The following is a 14336-nucleotide window of genomic DNA, read 5'->3' as shown; positions in this document are numbered from 1 at the left end:
TAAAAATGTCTACAATTTTTTATTCAAAGCGTCGATTTCAGCATGCCGGGATCGGTTATTGGCAGGAGCCAGCGTGATTGACCTCTTTTCAAACCACCACGGCGGGAGCGATCCTGCACCCAGCCGCGCGCTTCAATAGTGCGACCTTGCAGACCATTGAGCATGGCCGGATCGAACTGACTGATCAGTTCGGGGGCAATACGTAATACCAGTGAACCCTGGATTTCAATCCAGATGCCACCGCGATTGCGCTCGATCTTGCTGACCCGGCCAGTTACCAGCGCAAACCCGGAGCGCTTGAGTTGTGCCACCGTTTGCACCGGCGATTGGCGCCACAGCCCCAGGCGCGCCTGGCGGGCGCTGTTTTCCGCCGCCTGCTGGCAGGTGGCGAGGTCTACATTCGGCGCCACCCCCACCTGGAAGCCCAAGCCCTCGGCGAGCAATTGCGCTTCCAGGTTCTCGCCATTGGCGCCGTAGAGGTGGGCCAGGGTGCGGCCGTAATGATCCTTGCCCTCGCGGCCAGGCACCAAACCGACACGCCCATCACTGGCCTGCACCAACGCTTGTAGACGCTGGCGGGCGGCGACGGCAAACGGCTCGTCAGTACGACCCTTCTTGCCGGTTTCCGGCGCATTGAGGCCGATCATCCGCACGCTGCGGCCATCCTTGAGGCGCACGGTGTCGCCGTCCACCACGCGCTGCACTTCTACCCGCGCCATGGAAGCTGGTGCGGGGCAGAATACCGCGGCCTGGGCGGTTGCCAGCCAAATCCCGGACACAAAAAAGGCGCCCACAAGGGACGCCTTTTTCAACAGCTGGCAAAAGCCCATAAGGCTTTTGAGCCTTACTCTGCTGGAGTAGCAGCAGGCTTCTTGCCGAAAGCACCAAAGCGATCTGCGAAGCGCTGTACACGGCCGCCGGTGTCCAGAGTTTTCTGCTTACCGGTGTAGAACGGGTGGCACTCGTTGCATACGTCAGTACCCAGTGGCTTGCACAGGTTCGAACGAGTTTCGAACTTGTTGCCGCAGCTGCAGGTAACTTCGATGGTTTCGTACGCTGGATGGATATCGGCTTTCATGGCACTTCCTCGGGCTAGCGTGCCGCCACTCGACACTATTGTCGAATACCGCACGTAATTAGGCCGCGGATTCTACCAGACCTTTTTAAACGCGCAAGCGGCGCTGCTGACCAAAAACCTCCTTTCATCAGAAAACCATGGCATACCCAAGCCCTCCCCGCTCTGCTAGGCTCGCGCCCCTGCACCACTGCCTGCCTTTATATGAGATGCCCCGCGTGCCCGACGCCATTTTGCGCCTAGCCCTGCCCTCCCCCCTGCGCCGCCTGTTCGATTACCGGGCCCCGGCTGGAGTGCTGCGGACGCAGTTGCAGCCGGGGATGCGCGTGCGTGTGCCGTTTGGGCGCAGGGAAATGATCGGCATCCTGGTGGAGGTCACGGACCACAGCGAGGTCCCGGCGGAAAAGCTCAAGCCGGCCCTGGCCATCCTCGACGCCACACCGCCACTGCCGCCGGCACTGTTCAAGCTGTGCCTGTGGACTGCGCAGTATTACCAGCACAGCTTGGGCGATACCTTGAGCTGGGCGCTGCCGGTGCTGCTGCGCCAGGGCGAACTGGCCGAAGCGCGCCAGGAGCGTTTCTGGTCGATGGTGCCCGGCGCGCGCCTCGACGACCCGCGCATCGCCCGTGCCCCGCGCCAGCGCGAAGCCCTGGCCACATTGGCCCAGCACCCCCATGGCGTGGCCCACCAGTTGTTGAGCAAGCTGATGCTGAGCAAGGACAGCCTCGACCTGCTGCTGGCCAAGGGACTGGTGCAGGTGGAAATCCGCAAGCACGCCCCAGACCCACGCCACGAACATTGGCTGGCCCAGCCGGAGCTACCGCTGAACCCCGAGCAACGCGCTGCCTATGAGGCGATTCGCGCCGGTTTCGACAGCTTCCACGCCTTCCTTCTGGCTGGCGTCACCGGCAGCGGCAAGACCGAAGTGTATTTGCAACTGATCCGCGAAACCCTGCAGGCCGGCAAGCAGGCACTGGTGCTGATCCCGGAGATCAACCTGGGCCCACAGACCCTGGCGCGTTTCGAGCAGCGCTTCAACGCGCGCATCGCCCTGGTGCACTCGGCGGTCAATGACCGTGAGCGCCTGGAGTCGTGGCTGGCAGCGCGGGACGGCGAGGCAGACATCATCATTGGCACCCGTTCGGCGCTGTTCACCCCGATGAAAAACCCCGGGCTGATCATCATCGACGAGGAGCACGACGGCTCCTATAAACAGCAGGAAGGCCTGCGTTACCACGCCCGCGACCTGGCGCTGGTACGCGCACGCCAGGAAGACATCCCGATTGTGCTGGGTTCGGCCACGCCGTCCCTGGAAAGCCTGCATAACGCCTACACCGGCCGTTATGGCATGCTACGCATGAACGAGCGCGCCGGCGGCGCCAAACAACCGCGCTTCCTGCGCCTGGACGTGAAAAGCCGCCCGCTGGACAGCGGTATTTCCGGTCCGATGCAACAGGCCATCGGCCAGACCCTCGCCGCGGGCCAGCAAGTATTGGTGTTTCTCAACCGTCGCGGCTTTGCCCCGACACTGCTGTGCCATGACTGCGGCTGGATGTCCGAGTGCGAGCGCTGCGATGCGCGCATGACCGTGCACCAGCGCCACGGCGAATTGCGTTGCCATCACTGCGGTCATGTAGAGCGGGTGCCACGCCATTGCCCGCAGTGCGGCAAGGTCGACCTGCGCCCGGTAGGGGCCGGCACCGAGCGCGCCGAAGAGCGTCTGGGCATTCTGTTCCCGGATTACCCGGTGCTACGGGTCGACCGCGACAGCACATCGCGCAAAGATGCAATGAACCAGTTGTTTGCCACCATTCAGAAAGGTCAACCGTGCATTCTGATCGGCACGCAGATGCTCGCCAAAGGGCACCACTTCCCACGGGTGACCCTGGTGTCGATCCTGGATGCCGACGGCGGGTTGTTCTCCGGGGATTTCCGCGCCAGCGAACGCATGGCGCAGTTGATCGTGCAGGTGGCAGGGCGCGCCGGACGGGCCGAAGAGCCGGGCAGGGTGATTATCCAGACGCACCTGGCCGACCACCCGCTGCTGATTCAACTGACGGAACAAGGCTATTTTGCCTTCGCCGAGCAGGCCTTGAGTGAACGCCGCGCTGCCGGCTTGCCACCCTTTGCGCACTTGGCGTTGCTGCGTGCCGAAGCCCACAAACCCGGCCAAGCCGAAGGTTTCCTCGATCAAGCCTGCAGCGTTGCTGAACGCTTGCTGGGCGAGTTGGGCCTGACCGGTATCGAACTGCTCGGCCCGGTGCCTGCGCCCATGGAGCGTCGCGCCGGACGTTATCGGGCTCAGCTACTCTTGCAGGCAACCTCTCGCGCACCGCTGCATCGCCTGCTAAGTAGCTGGATGCTTGAGCTGGAGCAAATGCCCAGCGGCCGACAAGTGCGATGGTCACTGGATGTGGACCCGGTAGATTTGTATTGACAGGCAAGCCACCATCCACATTTTGAAATGTGAACACCTTCAAATGTGGGAGGGGGCTTGCCCGGGATGAGGCCCGCAGGTCCGCCATCTAGTCTGAACGGTTGGCAAGCTCGCCCTCGCCACGGATAATGCCCAGTTTTTCCACCTGCGCATCGCGCGCCGCCGCTTGCGGTCGAAAGAGAACACCATGAAAGACACCATTCGCCAGCTGATCCAACAAGCCCTCACCCAACTCGTCAACGAAGGTGTGTTGCCTGAAGGCCTGTCGCCGGCGATCCAGGTGGAGAACACCCGCGACAAGACCCACGGCGACTTCGCCAGCAACATCGCGATGATGCTGTCCAAGCCGGCAGGCATGAAACCGCGCGACCTGGCGGAAAAAATCATCGCGGCACTGCCGGCTGACGCCAGTGTCACCAAGGCCGAAATCGCAGGCCCGGGCTTTATCAACTTCTTCCAGAACACCCAGGCCTTGGCTTCGCGCCTGGACGCAGCCCTGGCCGATGTCAAAATCGGCGCACACAAGGCTGGCGACACCCAACGCGTGGTCATCGACCTGTCGGCGCCGAACCTGGCCAAAGAGATGCACGTCGGTCACCTGCGCTCCACCATCATCGGCGACGGTGTGGCGCGGGTGCTGGAGTTCCTCGGCGACACCGTGATCCGCCAGAACCACGTCGGCGACTGGGGTACCCAGTTCGGCATGTTGATGGCCTACCTGCAGGAAAACCCGATCACCAGCAACGAGCTGGCCGACCTGGAAAACTTCTACCGCGCCGCCAAGAAGCGCTTCGACGAATCCGAAGAGTTTGCCGACCGCGCCCGTGGCCTGGTGGTCAAACTGCAAGCCGGCGACCAGGAATGCCTGGCGCTGTGGAACCGCTTCCGTGAGATTTCCCTGTCCCACTGCCAGGAAATCTACGAACTGCTCAACGTGAAACTGACCATGGCCGACGTGATGGGCGAAAGCGCCTACAACGACGACCTGATCAACGTGGTCAACGACCTCAAGGCCAAGGGCCTGCTGGTCGAGAGCAACGGCGCGCAGTGCGTGTTCCTCGAAGAATTCAAGACCGCCGACGGCGAGCCGCTGCCGGTGATCATCGTCAAGGCCGATGGCGGCTATCTCTACGCCACCACCGACCTGGCTGCCGTGCGCTATCGCAGCGGCGTGCTCAAGGCCGACCGGGCGCTGTACTTCGTCGACCAACGCCAGGCCCTTCACTTCCAGCAAGTGTTCGAAGTGGCCCGTCGTGCCGGCTTCGTCACCCACCCGATGCACATGGAACACATGGGTTTCGGCACCATGAACGGCGCCGATGGCCGCCCATTCAAGACCCGCGACGGCGGTACCGTAAAGCTGATCGACCTGCTGACCGAAGCCCAGGAACGTGCCTACAGCCTGGTGAAGGAAAAGAACCCGGAGCTGGCCGAGGCCGACCTGCGCAATATCGCCCGCGTGGTGGGCATTGGCGCAGTGAAATACGCCGACCTGTCCAAGCACCGCACCAGCGACTACAGCTTCAACTTCGACCTGATGCTCAACTTCGAAGGCAACACCGCGCCGTACCTGCTGTACGCCTACACCCGCGTGGCCGGCGTGTTCCGCAAGCTGGGCAAGGACTTCAGCGAAGTCGAAGGCCAGATCGTGCTGGACGCCGCCCATGAACAGGAACTGGCGGCCAAGCTTGCGCAGTTCGGTGAAGTGCTCAACAGCGTAGGCGACAAAGGCACGCCGCATATTCTGTGCACCTACCTGTATGAAGTGGCCGGGTTGTTCTCCAGCTTCTACGAGAACTGCCCTATCCTCACCGCCGACGACGAAGCCCAGAAACAAAGTCGCCTGCGCCTCGCCGCCCTGGCAGGACGCACCCTCAAGCAAGGCCTGGAACTCTTGGGCCTGGAAACTCTGGAGCGTATGTAAGTTGGCTGCCAAGAAAAAACCTGCACCCAAACGCGGCGCCAGCCGTTATCAGGCCCCGGCGAAGCAGCCGATCCCGGGCTGGCTGTGGATGGCCATCGGCCTGACGGTCGGTGCCTTCGTTGTGTTTCTGATGAAGCTGGAGCCTGGCCAGGGCGATGACGTCAAGCGCGTCAAACAGGAGCAGCAGAAGGCCACGAAAATTGCCGAGGCCAACAAGACTGCGCCAAGCCCGACCGCACCGGTGAAGCCGAAATACGACTTCTACACGCTGCTGCCGGAATCGGAAGTGATCGTGCCGCCCGACGCCGTGCCGGAGAAAACCCTGCCGACCCCGCAAGTGCCGACCACGCCCGTAACCCCAGCGGAAGCGGCGAAAATCGATACGGCTCGCGCCCAGGCTGCACTGGCCGGCATCACTCCGCCGCCAGCACCGCCAGTGGCAGCGACCAAGGCCGCGCCTGTGACCAAGTTCTTCCTGCAAGCCGGCTCGTTCCCGAAACAGGCGGATGCCGATCGTGTGCGTGCACAGATCATTCTGTTGGGCCAATCGGTCTCGGTTGAGTCCGGCACGGTGAAGGACGCGACCTGGTATCGCGTATTGGTGGGGCCGTTCAGCAACCGTGAGCAACTGACCGTGGCGCAGAAACAATTGGCCGGGGCCGGGTTTAGCAATCTGTTGTTACAACAGCGCCAGAGCCGCTGATTTCGAAGACATAGCAGGGCTAATGTGGGAGGGGGCTTGCCCCCGATGGCGGTATATCAGTCAATATATTCAGCGACTGACACACCGCGATCGGGAGCAAGCCCCCTCCCACATTTGGTTTTGCGGTGTTCTTGAATAGGTGTCGGATCAATAAACACCACTCGTCCGCGCACCCGTCCTACGGTTGAAATCCCCCCCGCCACCCCCATATGTGTTCTCATCAGGGCATTTTCGCCCCGCTGCGTGGAGACTCTCCCCTTGACCACCATCGTTTCAGTACGTCGCCACGGCAAAGTTGTCATGGGCGGCGACGGCCAGGTTTCCCTGGGCAACACCGTGATGAAAGGCAACGCGAAAAAAGTGCGTCGCCTGTACCACGGCCAGGTACTTGCCGGTTTCGCAGGCGCTACCGCCGACGCCTTTACCCTCTTCGAACGCTTCGAAGGCCAGCTTGAGAAACATCAGGGCCACCTGGTGCGCGCCGCTGTCGAACTTGCCAAAGAATGGCGCACCGACCGCTCCCTCAGCCGCCTGGAGGCCATGCTCGCTGTCGCGAACAAAGATGCTTCGCTGATCATCACCGGTAACGGCGACGTGGTTGAACCCGAACATGGCCTGATCGCCATGGGTTCCGGCGGTGGCTATGCCCAAGCGGCAGCCAGCGCGCTGCTGAAGAAAACCGACCTGTCGGCCCGTGAGATCGTCGAGACCGCTCTGGGTATCGCCGGCGATATCTGCGTGTTCACCAACCACAACCAGACCATTGAGGAGCAGGACCTCGCCGAGTAAGCCGTAAGCTTATTCCCGCTTGAGGCCGCCAGACACTATGTCCATGACCCCCCGCGAAATCGTCCATGAACTCAATCGCCATATCATCGGCCAGGACGATGCCAAGCGCGCCGTTGCCATTGCGCTGCGTAACCGCTGGCGCCGGATGCAACTGCCCGAAGAACTGCGTGTTGAAGTAACGCCCAAGAACATCCTGATGATCGGCCCGACCGGTGTCGGTAAAACCGAAATCGCCCGGCGCCTGGCCAAATTGGCGAACGCCCCGTTCATCAAGGTCGAAGCGACCAAGTTCACCGAAGTCGGCTACGTGGGCCGTGATGTCGAGTCGATCATCCGTGACCTGGCCGATGCCGCCCTGAAGATGCTGCGCGAACAGGAAGTGACCAAGGTCAGCCACCGTGCCGAAGACGCAGCGGAAGAGCGCATCCTCGACGCCCTGCTGCCACCGGCCCGCATGGGTTTCAACGAAGACGCCGCACCGTCGTCGGATTCCAATACTCGCCAGCTGTTCCGCAAGCGCCTGCGTGAAGGCCAGCTGGATGACAAGGAAATCGAGATCGAAGTGGCTGAAGTGTCCGGCGTGGATATTTCTGCCCCGCCTGGCATGGAAGAAATGACCAGCCAGTTGCAGAACCTGTTCGCCAACATGGGCAAGGGCAAGAAGAAAAGCCGCAAGCTCAAGGTGAAAGAAGCGCTGAAGCTGGTGCGCGACGAAGAAGCCGGCCGCCTGGTCAATGAGGAAGAACTCAAGGCCAAGGCCCTGGAAGCGGTCGAGCAGCACGGCATCGTGTTTATCGATGAGATCGACAAAGTGGCCAAGCGTGGCAACTCCGGTGGCGTCGATGTATCCCGCGAAGGTGTGCAGCGTGACCTGTTGCCGCTGATCGAAGGCTGCACAGTCAACACCAAGCTGGGCATGGTCAAGACTGACCACATTCTGTTTATCGCTTCCGGTGCGTTCCACCTGAGCAAGCCAAGCGACCTGGTACCCGAGCTGCAAGGCCGCCTGCCGATTCGCGTGGAACTCAAGGCACTGACCCCTGGCGACTTCGAGCGCATCCTCAGCGAACCCCACGCCTCGCTCACCGAGCAGTACCGTGAGTTGCTGAAAACCGAGGGCCTGGGTATCGAGTTCCAGGCGGACGGTATCAAGCGTTTGGCGGAAATCGCCTGGCAGGTCAACGAGAAGACCGAGAACATCGGTGCCCGACGCCTGCATACCTTGCTTGAGCGCTTGCTTGAGGAAGTGTCGTTCAGTGCCGGCGACATGGCGGGTGCGCAGAATGGTGAAGCGATCAAGATCGATGCTGACTACGTCAACAGCCACTTGGGCGAATTGGCGCAGAACGAAGACTTGTCTCGTTATATCCTGTAAGCCTCACACAGAACTGCTTTGCTTCAAATGTGGGAGGGGGCTTGCTCCCGATGGCGGTGTATCAGTATCAGATGAGCTGACTGACACACCACCATCGGGAGCAAGCCCCCTCCCACATTTTCAAGCCGGTTTATTCAGGAGCATCCCATATGGTCAAGTTTCCTACTGCAGTAAACCTGCACAAAACCTCCAATACCCTTGGCCTGACTTACGGGCCGGATGAAACCTACCAACTGCCCGCCGAGTTCCTGCGGGTTCACTCGCCTTCGGCCGAGGTCCAGGGCCACGGCAAACCCATCCTGCAATTCGGCAAGCTCAATGTCAGGTTGACCCAGGTCGAACCGGCCGGCCAGTACGCACTGAAATTGACCTTCGATGACGGCCATGACAGCGGACTGTTCACTTGGGACTACCTCTATCAGTTGGCCGTACGTCAGGACGCGCTATGGGCCGACTACCTGGCCGAGCTCAAAGCGGCCGGAAAAACCCGCGACCCGAGTGAGTCGGTCGTGCGGCTGATGCTCTAGCACAGGCATCTTGGTCTTTAGAGCGCATTTTCTAATTTCATCTGCTTGAATGCCCTGTCGCGTGGCCAATGATCGGCCCGCTTGCGAAAAAAAATAAACTCGGGTAACCAATGGAGCTGGCAAGTTCCCTGCATTTGACGATGCGGTATCAACGGTCACCCGGGTCGCAGTACCAGGCTGGTGTCGTGTATCGAAATTGGGTGCGCAGCAATCGCCGGTACTCGTCTTTCGGACAATGGAGCGTCGTAGATGAGTAACAAGAATAACGATGACTTGAAACGCCAGGCCTCGGAAAACACCCTGGGGCTGAACCCGATCATCGCGTTACGCAAAAAGGATTTATTGGCCTCGGCCAAGATGGTGCTGACCCAAGCCATCAAGCAGCCGTTGCACAGCGTCAAGCACGTCGCCCACTTTGGCGTCGAGTTGAAGAATGTGATGTTCGGCAAATCCCAACTGGTGCCTGAAGGCGATGACCGTCGCTTCAACGACCCGGCCTGGAGCCAGAACCCGCTCTACAAACGTTATTTGCAGACTTACCTGGCGTGGCGCAAGGAACTCCACGACTGGATCGACGACAGCAACCTGCCGGCACAAGACATCAGCCGTGGCCACTTCGTGATCAACCTGATGACCGAAGCCATGGCCCCCACCAACAGTGCGGCCAACCCGGCGGCGGTCAAGCGCTTCTTTGAAACCGGCGGCAAAAGCCTGCTCGACGGTTTGTCCCACCTGGCCAAGGACATGGTGCACAACGGCGGTATGCCGAGCCAGGTCAACATGGGCGCTTTTGAGGTCGGCAAGACCCTGGGCACCAGCGAAGGCGCGGTGGTGTTTCGCAACGATGTGCTGGAGCTGATCCAGTACAAGCCCATCACCGAGCAGGTACACGAGCGCCCACTGCTGGTGGTGCCGCCGCAGATCAACAAATTCTACGTATTCGACCTGTGCCCGGAAAAAAGCCTGGCGCGTTTCTGCCTGCGCAATGGGCAACAGACCTTTATCGTCAGTTGGCGCAACCCCACCAAGGCCCAGCGCGAGTGGGGGCTCTCTACTTATATCGAGGCGCTCAAGGAAGCGGTCGATGTGGTCACGGCAATTACCGGCAGCAAGGACGTGAATATGCTCGGCGCCTGCTCCGGTGGCATCACCTGCACCGCACTGCTGGGCCACTACGCGGCGCTGGGCGAGAAGAAGGTCAACGCCCTGACCCTGTTGGTGAGCGTGCTGGACACCACCCTGGACACCCAAGTGGCGCTGTTTGTCGACGAGCAAACCCTGGAAGCAGCCAAGCGCCATTCCTATCAGGCCGGCGTGCTGGAAGGCCGCGACATGGCCAAGGTGTTTGCATGGATGCGCCCCAACGACCTGATCTGGAACTACTGGGTCAATAACTACCTGCTGGGCAACGAACCGCCGGTGTTCGACATCCTGTTCTGGAACAACGACACCACCCGCTTGCCGGCCGCTTTCCATGGCGACCTGATCGAACTGTTCAAGAACAACCCACTGGTACGCGCCAACGCCCTGGAAGTGTGCGGCACGCCCATTGACCTCAAGCAGGTCACTGCCGACATCTACTCCCTGGCCGGCACCAACGACCACATCACGCCGTGGCAGTCGTGCTACAAGTCGGCGCAGTTGTTCGGCGGCAAGGTCGAGTTCGTGCTCTCCAGCAGTGGGCACATCCAGAGCATCCTCAACCCGCCGGGCAACCCCAAGGCGCGCTACCAGACCAGCGAGGGCTTGTCGGGCAGTGCGTTGCAGTGGCAGGAGAACGCCACCAAGCACACCGATTCGTGGTGGCTGCACTGGCAGGTGTGGCAGGCGGAACGGGCGGGAAAGTTGAAAAAAGCCCCGGCGACATTAGGCAGTAAAACCTATGCCGCCGCCGAAGCGGCGCCAGGTACCTATGTACATGAACGCTAGGCATTCTTGTGATTGAAATGAGATCAGATGTGGGAGCTGGCTTGCCTGCGATAGCGATGGGCCTGCTCACTAATCGCTGCCTGAAAGAATGCCATCGCAGGCAAGCCAGCTCCCACACTGACCGGGTTCCTACAGACCAATAGCACCACTTCACAGGGCTTGAGCATGGCGCAACCGTTCATCTTCCGTACCATCGACCTGGATGGCCAGACCATCCGCACGGCGGTACGCCCGGGCAAGCCGCACTTGACCCCGCTGCTGATCTTCAACGGCATCGGCGCCAACCTTGAGCTGGTGTTCCCGTTCGTCCAGGCCCTGGACCCGGACCTGGAAGTGATTGCGTTCGATGTGCCCGGTGTCGGTGGCTCATCGACGCCGAAGCGGCCCTATCGCTTCCCCGGCCTGGCCAGGCTCACCGCGCGTATGCTCGATTACCTCGACTACGGCCAGGTGAACGCCGTGGGTGTGTCCTGGGGCGGGGCACTGGCGCAGCAGTTCGCCTATGACTACCCGGAACGCTGCAAGAAGCTGATCCTGGCGGCCACAGCTGCCGGGGCCTTTATGGTGCCGGGCAAACCCAAAGTGCTGTGGCTGATGGCCAGCCCCCGGCGTTATATCCAACCCTCCCATGTGGTGCGCATCGCGCCGATGATTTATGGCGGCTCGTTCCGCCGCGATTCGAACCTGGCCGCCGAACATGCCAGCAAAGTACGCTCGGCTGGCAAGCTGGGTTACTACTGGCAATTGTTCGCCGGGCTGGGCTGGACCAGCATTCATTGGCTGCACAAGATTCGCCAGCCCACCCTGGTGCTGGCCGGGGACGATGACCCGCTGATCCCGCTGGTCAACATGCGCATGCTCGCCTGGCGCATCCCCAATGCGCAGTTGCACATCATCGATGACGGCCACCTGTTCCTGATCACCCGGGCTGAAGCGGTGGCGCCGATCATCATGAAGTTTCTCGAAGAGGAGCGCTTGCGTGCAGTGATACATCCGCGACCGGCGGTGTGAAGGACCACACCACCGCGCAAGTTGCCAGGAACCGACTATGGTTCTGGATTGGCGTGCCTGCTTGATGTCTTGACGAAGGAGTGTTGGCTCATGCGAGAAAGACCCGTGACGAACCCGGCGCCCACCCCCGCAGCGTTCATCAACGCACAAAATGCGATCACCGGCCTGCGCGGCCGCGACCTGCTGTCAACCCTGCGCACCGTCGCCGCGCACGGGCTGCGCAACCCGGTGCACACCGCCCGCCACGCCCTGGCCCTGGGCGGCCAACTGGGCCGTGTGCTGCTGGGTGAGACCGTGCACGAGCCCAACCCAAGGGACAATCGCTTCAGCGACCCCACCTGGACGCTCAACCCGCTGTACCGGCGCAGCTTGCAAGCCTATCTGAGCTGGCAGAAACAGACGCGGCAGTGGATCGATGACAGCACCCTCAGTGACGATGATCGCGCGCGCGCGCAGTTCGCCTTCGCCCTGCTCAACGACGCCGTCTCCCCTTCCAACACCCTGCTCAACCCGCTGGCGATCAAGGAGTTGCTCAACTCCGGCGGCAACAGCGTGGTGCGCGGCGTGAGTAACCTGTTCGAAGACCTGCTGCACAACAACGGTTTGCCCCGCCAGGTCAGCAAACACGCCTTCGAAGTCGGCAAGACGGTGGCGACCACGCCCGGTTCGGTAGTGTTTCGCAACGAACTGCTGGAGCTGATCCAGTACAAGCCCATGAGCGAAAAACAGTACGCCAAGCCGCTGCTGGTGGTGCCGCCGCAAATCAACAAGTACTACATCTTCGACCTCAGCCCGGCCAACAGCTTTGTGCAATATGCCCTTAAAAATGGCCTGCAAACCTTCATGATCAGTTGGCGCAACCCGGACGTGCGCCATCGCGAATGGGGCCTGTCCACCTACGTGGCGGCGATGGAGGAGGCACTGAATGTCTGCCGGGCCATCACCGGCGCCCGCGAGGTCAACCTGATGGGCGCCTGCGCCGGTGGCCTGACCATCGCCGCCCTGCAAGGCCACCTGCAAGCCAAGCGTCAGCTGCGGCGCATCTCCAGCGCCAGTTACCTGGTGAGCCTGCTCGACAGCCAGATCGACAGCCCCGCAACCTTGTTCGCTGACGAACAAACCCTGGAAGCCGCCAAGCGCCGCTCCTACCAGCAGGGCGTGCTGGACGGCCGTGACATGGCCAAGGTGTTTGCCTGGATGCGCCCCAACGACCTGATCTGGAACTACTGGATCAACAATTACCTGCTGGGCAAGGAGCCGCCGGCCTTCGACATCCTGTACTGGAACAACGACAACACGCGCCTGCCCGCCGCCTTGCACGGCGACCTGCTGGACTTCTTCAAGCACAACCCCCTGAGCCATCCTGGCGGCCTGGAGGTGTGCGGCACGCCCATCGACTTGCGCAAGGTCACGGTGGACAGCTTCAGCGTGGCCGGGATCAACGACCACATCACACCGTGGGACGCGGTGTATCGCTCCACCCAACTGCTGGGCGGCGAGCGGCGCTTTGTGCTGTCCAACAGCGGGCATATCCAGAGCATCCTCAACCCGCCGGGCAACCCCAAGGCCAACTACGTCGAGAACCTCAAGCTGAGCAGTGACCCGCGTGCCTGGTACTACGACGCCCGGCATGTCGAAGGCAGCTGGTGGCCGCAGTGGCTGGAATGGATACAACAACGCTCCGGGGTACAACGCGAAACGCTTACCGCCCTGGGCAACCAGAACTACCCACCGATGGAAGCAGCGCCAGGCACTTATGTGCGGGTGCGTTGAGCTCAACGATCACATTAAGAAGACTGGATGAAGACCCGCGACCGTATCCTTGAATGTGCCTTGCAGTTGTTCAACCACAAGGGCGAACCGAACGTCTCGACCATGGAGGTGGCCAATGAAATGGGGATCAGCCCCGGCAACCTCTACTACCACTTCCACGGCAAGGAGCCGTTGGTGCTGGGGCTGTTCGAGCGCTTTCAATGCGAGTTGGCACCATTGCTCGATCCTCCCGCCAATGCGCAACTGGAGGCCGAGGATTACTGGCTGTTCCTGCACCTGATTGTCGAGCGCATGGCCCACTACCGCTTCCTGTTCCAGGACCTGTCGAACCTGGCCGGGCGCCTGCCGAAGCTGGCCAAGGGCATTCGCAACCTGCTCACGGCGCTCAAGCGCACCCTGGCCTCATTGTTAGCGCGGTTGAAAGCCGCGGGGCAACTGGTCAGTGACACCCAGGCACTGGGACAGCTGGTGGAACAGATCACCCTGACCCTGCTGTTTTCCCTGGATTACCAACGGATTCTAGACCGTGAGGGTGAGGTGCGAGTGGTGGTGTACCAGATCATGATGCTGGTGGCCCCCCATCTGTTACCGACGGCGCGGAAGGCGACTGAGAAGTTCGCCTTGAAATATCTGGATGACACTGATTAAACATGTGGGAGCGGGCTTGCCCGCGATAGCGTTGGATCAGCCAATGCCTATATGACTGACACTCCGCCATCGCGGGCAAGCCCGCTCCCACATTGGAAATGCAGCGTTTTTTAGGCTTGCATAAAAAACGCCCGGTCTTCGCAG

The 14336-nt window shown here is 61.2% G+C and carries 12 protein-coding genes; 10 read left to right on the top strand and 2 right to left on the bottom strand.

Annotated elements, in window-relative coordinates; genetic code table 11:
- Nucleotides 1-23 precede the first annotated feature (23 nt).
- Both FW800_RS02835 and rpmE read right to left on the bottom strand, forming a co-directional pair.
- A complete protein-coding gene (locus FW800_RS02835) occupies nt 24-830 on the bottom strand; it encodes a thermonuclease family protein (protein ID WP_446436923.1) in 807 nt (268 codons plus the stop codon).
- Nucleotides 831-844: 14 nt separating this feature from the next.
- Nucleotides 845-1078, bottom strand: coding sequence for a 50S ribosomal protein L31 (rpmE, locus tag FW800_RS02830; protein WP_005784030.1), 234 nt, complete (start codon nt 1076-1078; stop codon nt 845-847).
- Nucleotides 1079-1293: 215 nt separating this feature from the next.
- Between rpmE and FW800_RS02825 the strand changes: the two genes are divergently transcribed.
- The 10 genes from FW800_RS02825 (at nt 1294) to FW800_RS02780 (ending at nt 14192) form a co-directional block, all read left to right on the top strand.
- Nucleotides 1294-3513 (top strand): primosomal protein N', encoded by a 2220-nt coding sequence (locus FW800_RS02825; RefSeq protein WP_446436922.1) that lies wholly within the window; start codon nt 1294-1296, stop codon nt 3511-3513.
- Nucleotides 3514-3700: 187 nt separating this feature from the next.
- Nucleotides 3701-5437 (top strand): arginine--tRNA ligase, encoded by a 1737-nt coding sequence (gene argS, locus FW800_RS02820; protein WP_446436921.1) that lies wholly within the window; start codon nt 3701-3703, stop codon nt 5435-5437.
- Nucleotide 5438: 1 nt separating this feature from the next.
- Nucleotides 5439-6140 (top strand): SPOR domain-containing protein, encoded by a 702-nt coding sequence (locus FW800_RS02815; protein ID WP_005784023.1) that lies wholly within the window; start codon nt 5439-5441, stop codon nt 6138-6140.
- A gap of 258 nt (nt 6141-6398) precedes the next feature.
- Nucleotides 6399-6929: an ATP-dependent protease subunit HslV gene (gene hslV / locus FW800_RS02810; RefSeq protein WP_003171209.1), complete on the top strand. Its 531-nt coding sequence runs from the start codon at nt 6399-6401 to the stop codon at nt 6927-6929.
- Between the two features lie 37 nt (nt 6930-6966).
- A complete protein-coding gene (hslU, locus tag FW800_RS02805; RefSeq protein WP_003171208.1) occupies nt 6967-8304 on the top strand; it encodes an ATP-dependent protease ATPase subunit HslU in 1338 nt (445 codons plus the stop codon).
- Between the two features lie 149 nt (nt 8305-8453).
- Nucleotides 8454-8831, top strand: coding sequence for a gamma-butyrobetaine hydroxylase-like domain-containing protein (locus FW800_RS02800; protein ID WP_078820086.1), 378 nt, complete (start codon nt 8454-8456; stop codon nt 8829-8831).
- A 249-nt stretch (nt 8832-9080) separates the two neighbouring features.
- The gene (gene phaC, locus FW800_RS02795; RefSeq protein ID WP_005784017.1) at nt 9081-10760 is read left to right on the top strand and encodes a class II poly(R)-hydroxyalkanoic acid synthase; all 1680 of its coding nucleotides are present in this window, start codon (nt 9081-9083) and stop codon (nt 10758-10760) included.
- A gap of 165 nt (nt 10761-10925) precedes the next feature.
- Nucleotides 10926-11771, top strand: a complete 846-nt coding sequence (gene phaZ / locus FW800_RS02790) for a poly(3-hydroxyalkanoate) depolymerase (protein WP_005784015.1) — start codon at nt 10926-10928, stop codon at nt 11769-11771.
- Between the two features lie 90 nt (nt 11772-11861).
- Complete coding sequence (phaC, locus tag FW800_RS02785) at nt 11862-13544, top strand: class II poly(R)-hydroxyalkanoic acid synthase (protein WP_446436920.1); 1683 nt, start codon at nt 11862-11864, stop codon at nt 13542-13544.
- A 27-nt stretch (nt 13545-13571) separates the two neighbouring features.
- Nucleotides 13572-14192 carry a TetR/AcrR family transcriptional regulator gene (locus FW800_RS02780; RefSeq protein ID WP_005784011.1) on the top strand — a complete coding sequence of 207 codons (621 nt, stop codon included), beginning with the start codon at nt 13572-13574 and terminating at the stop codon, nt 14190-14192.
- The last annotated feature ends 144 nt before the right edge of the window (nt 14193-14336 follow it).

Source organism: Pseudomonas sp. 910_23 (assembly GCF_052850795.1).
Note: the sequence above shows the minus strand (reverse complement) of the source record. Positions and strands in the feature narration are given on the sequence as shown.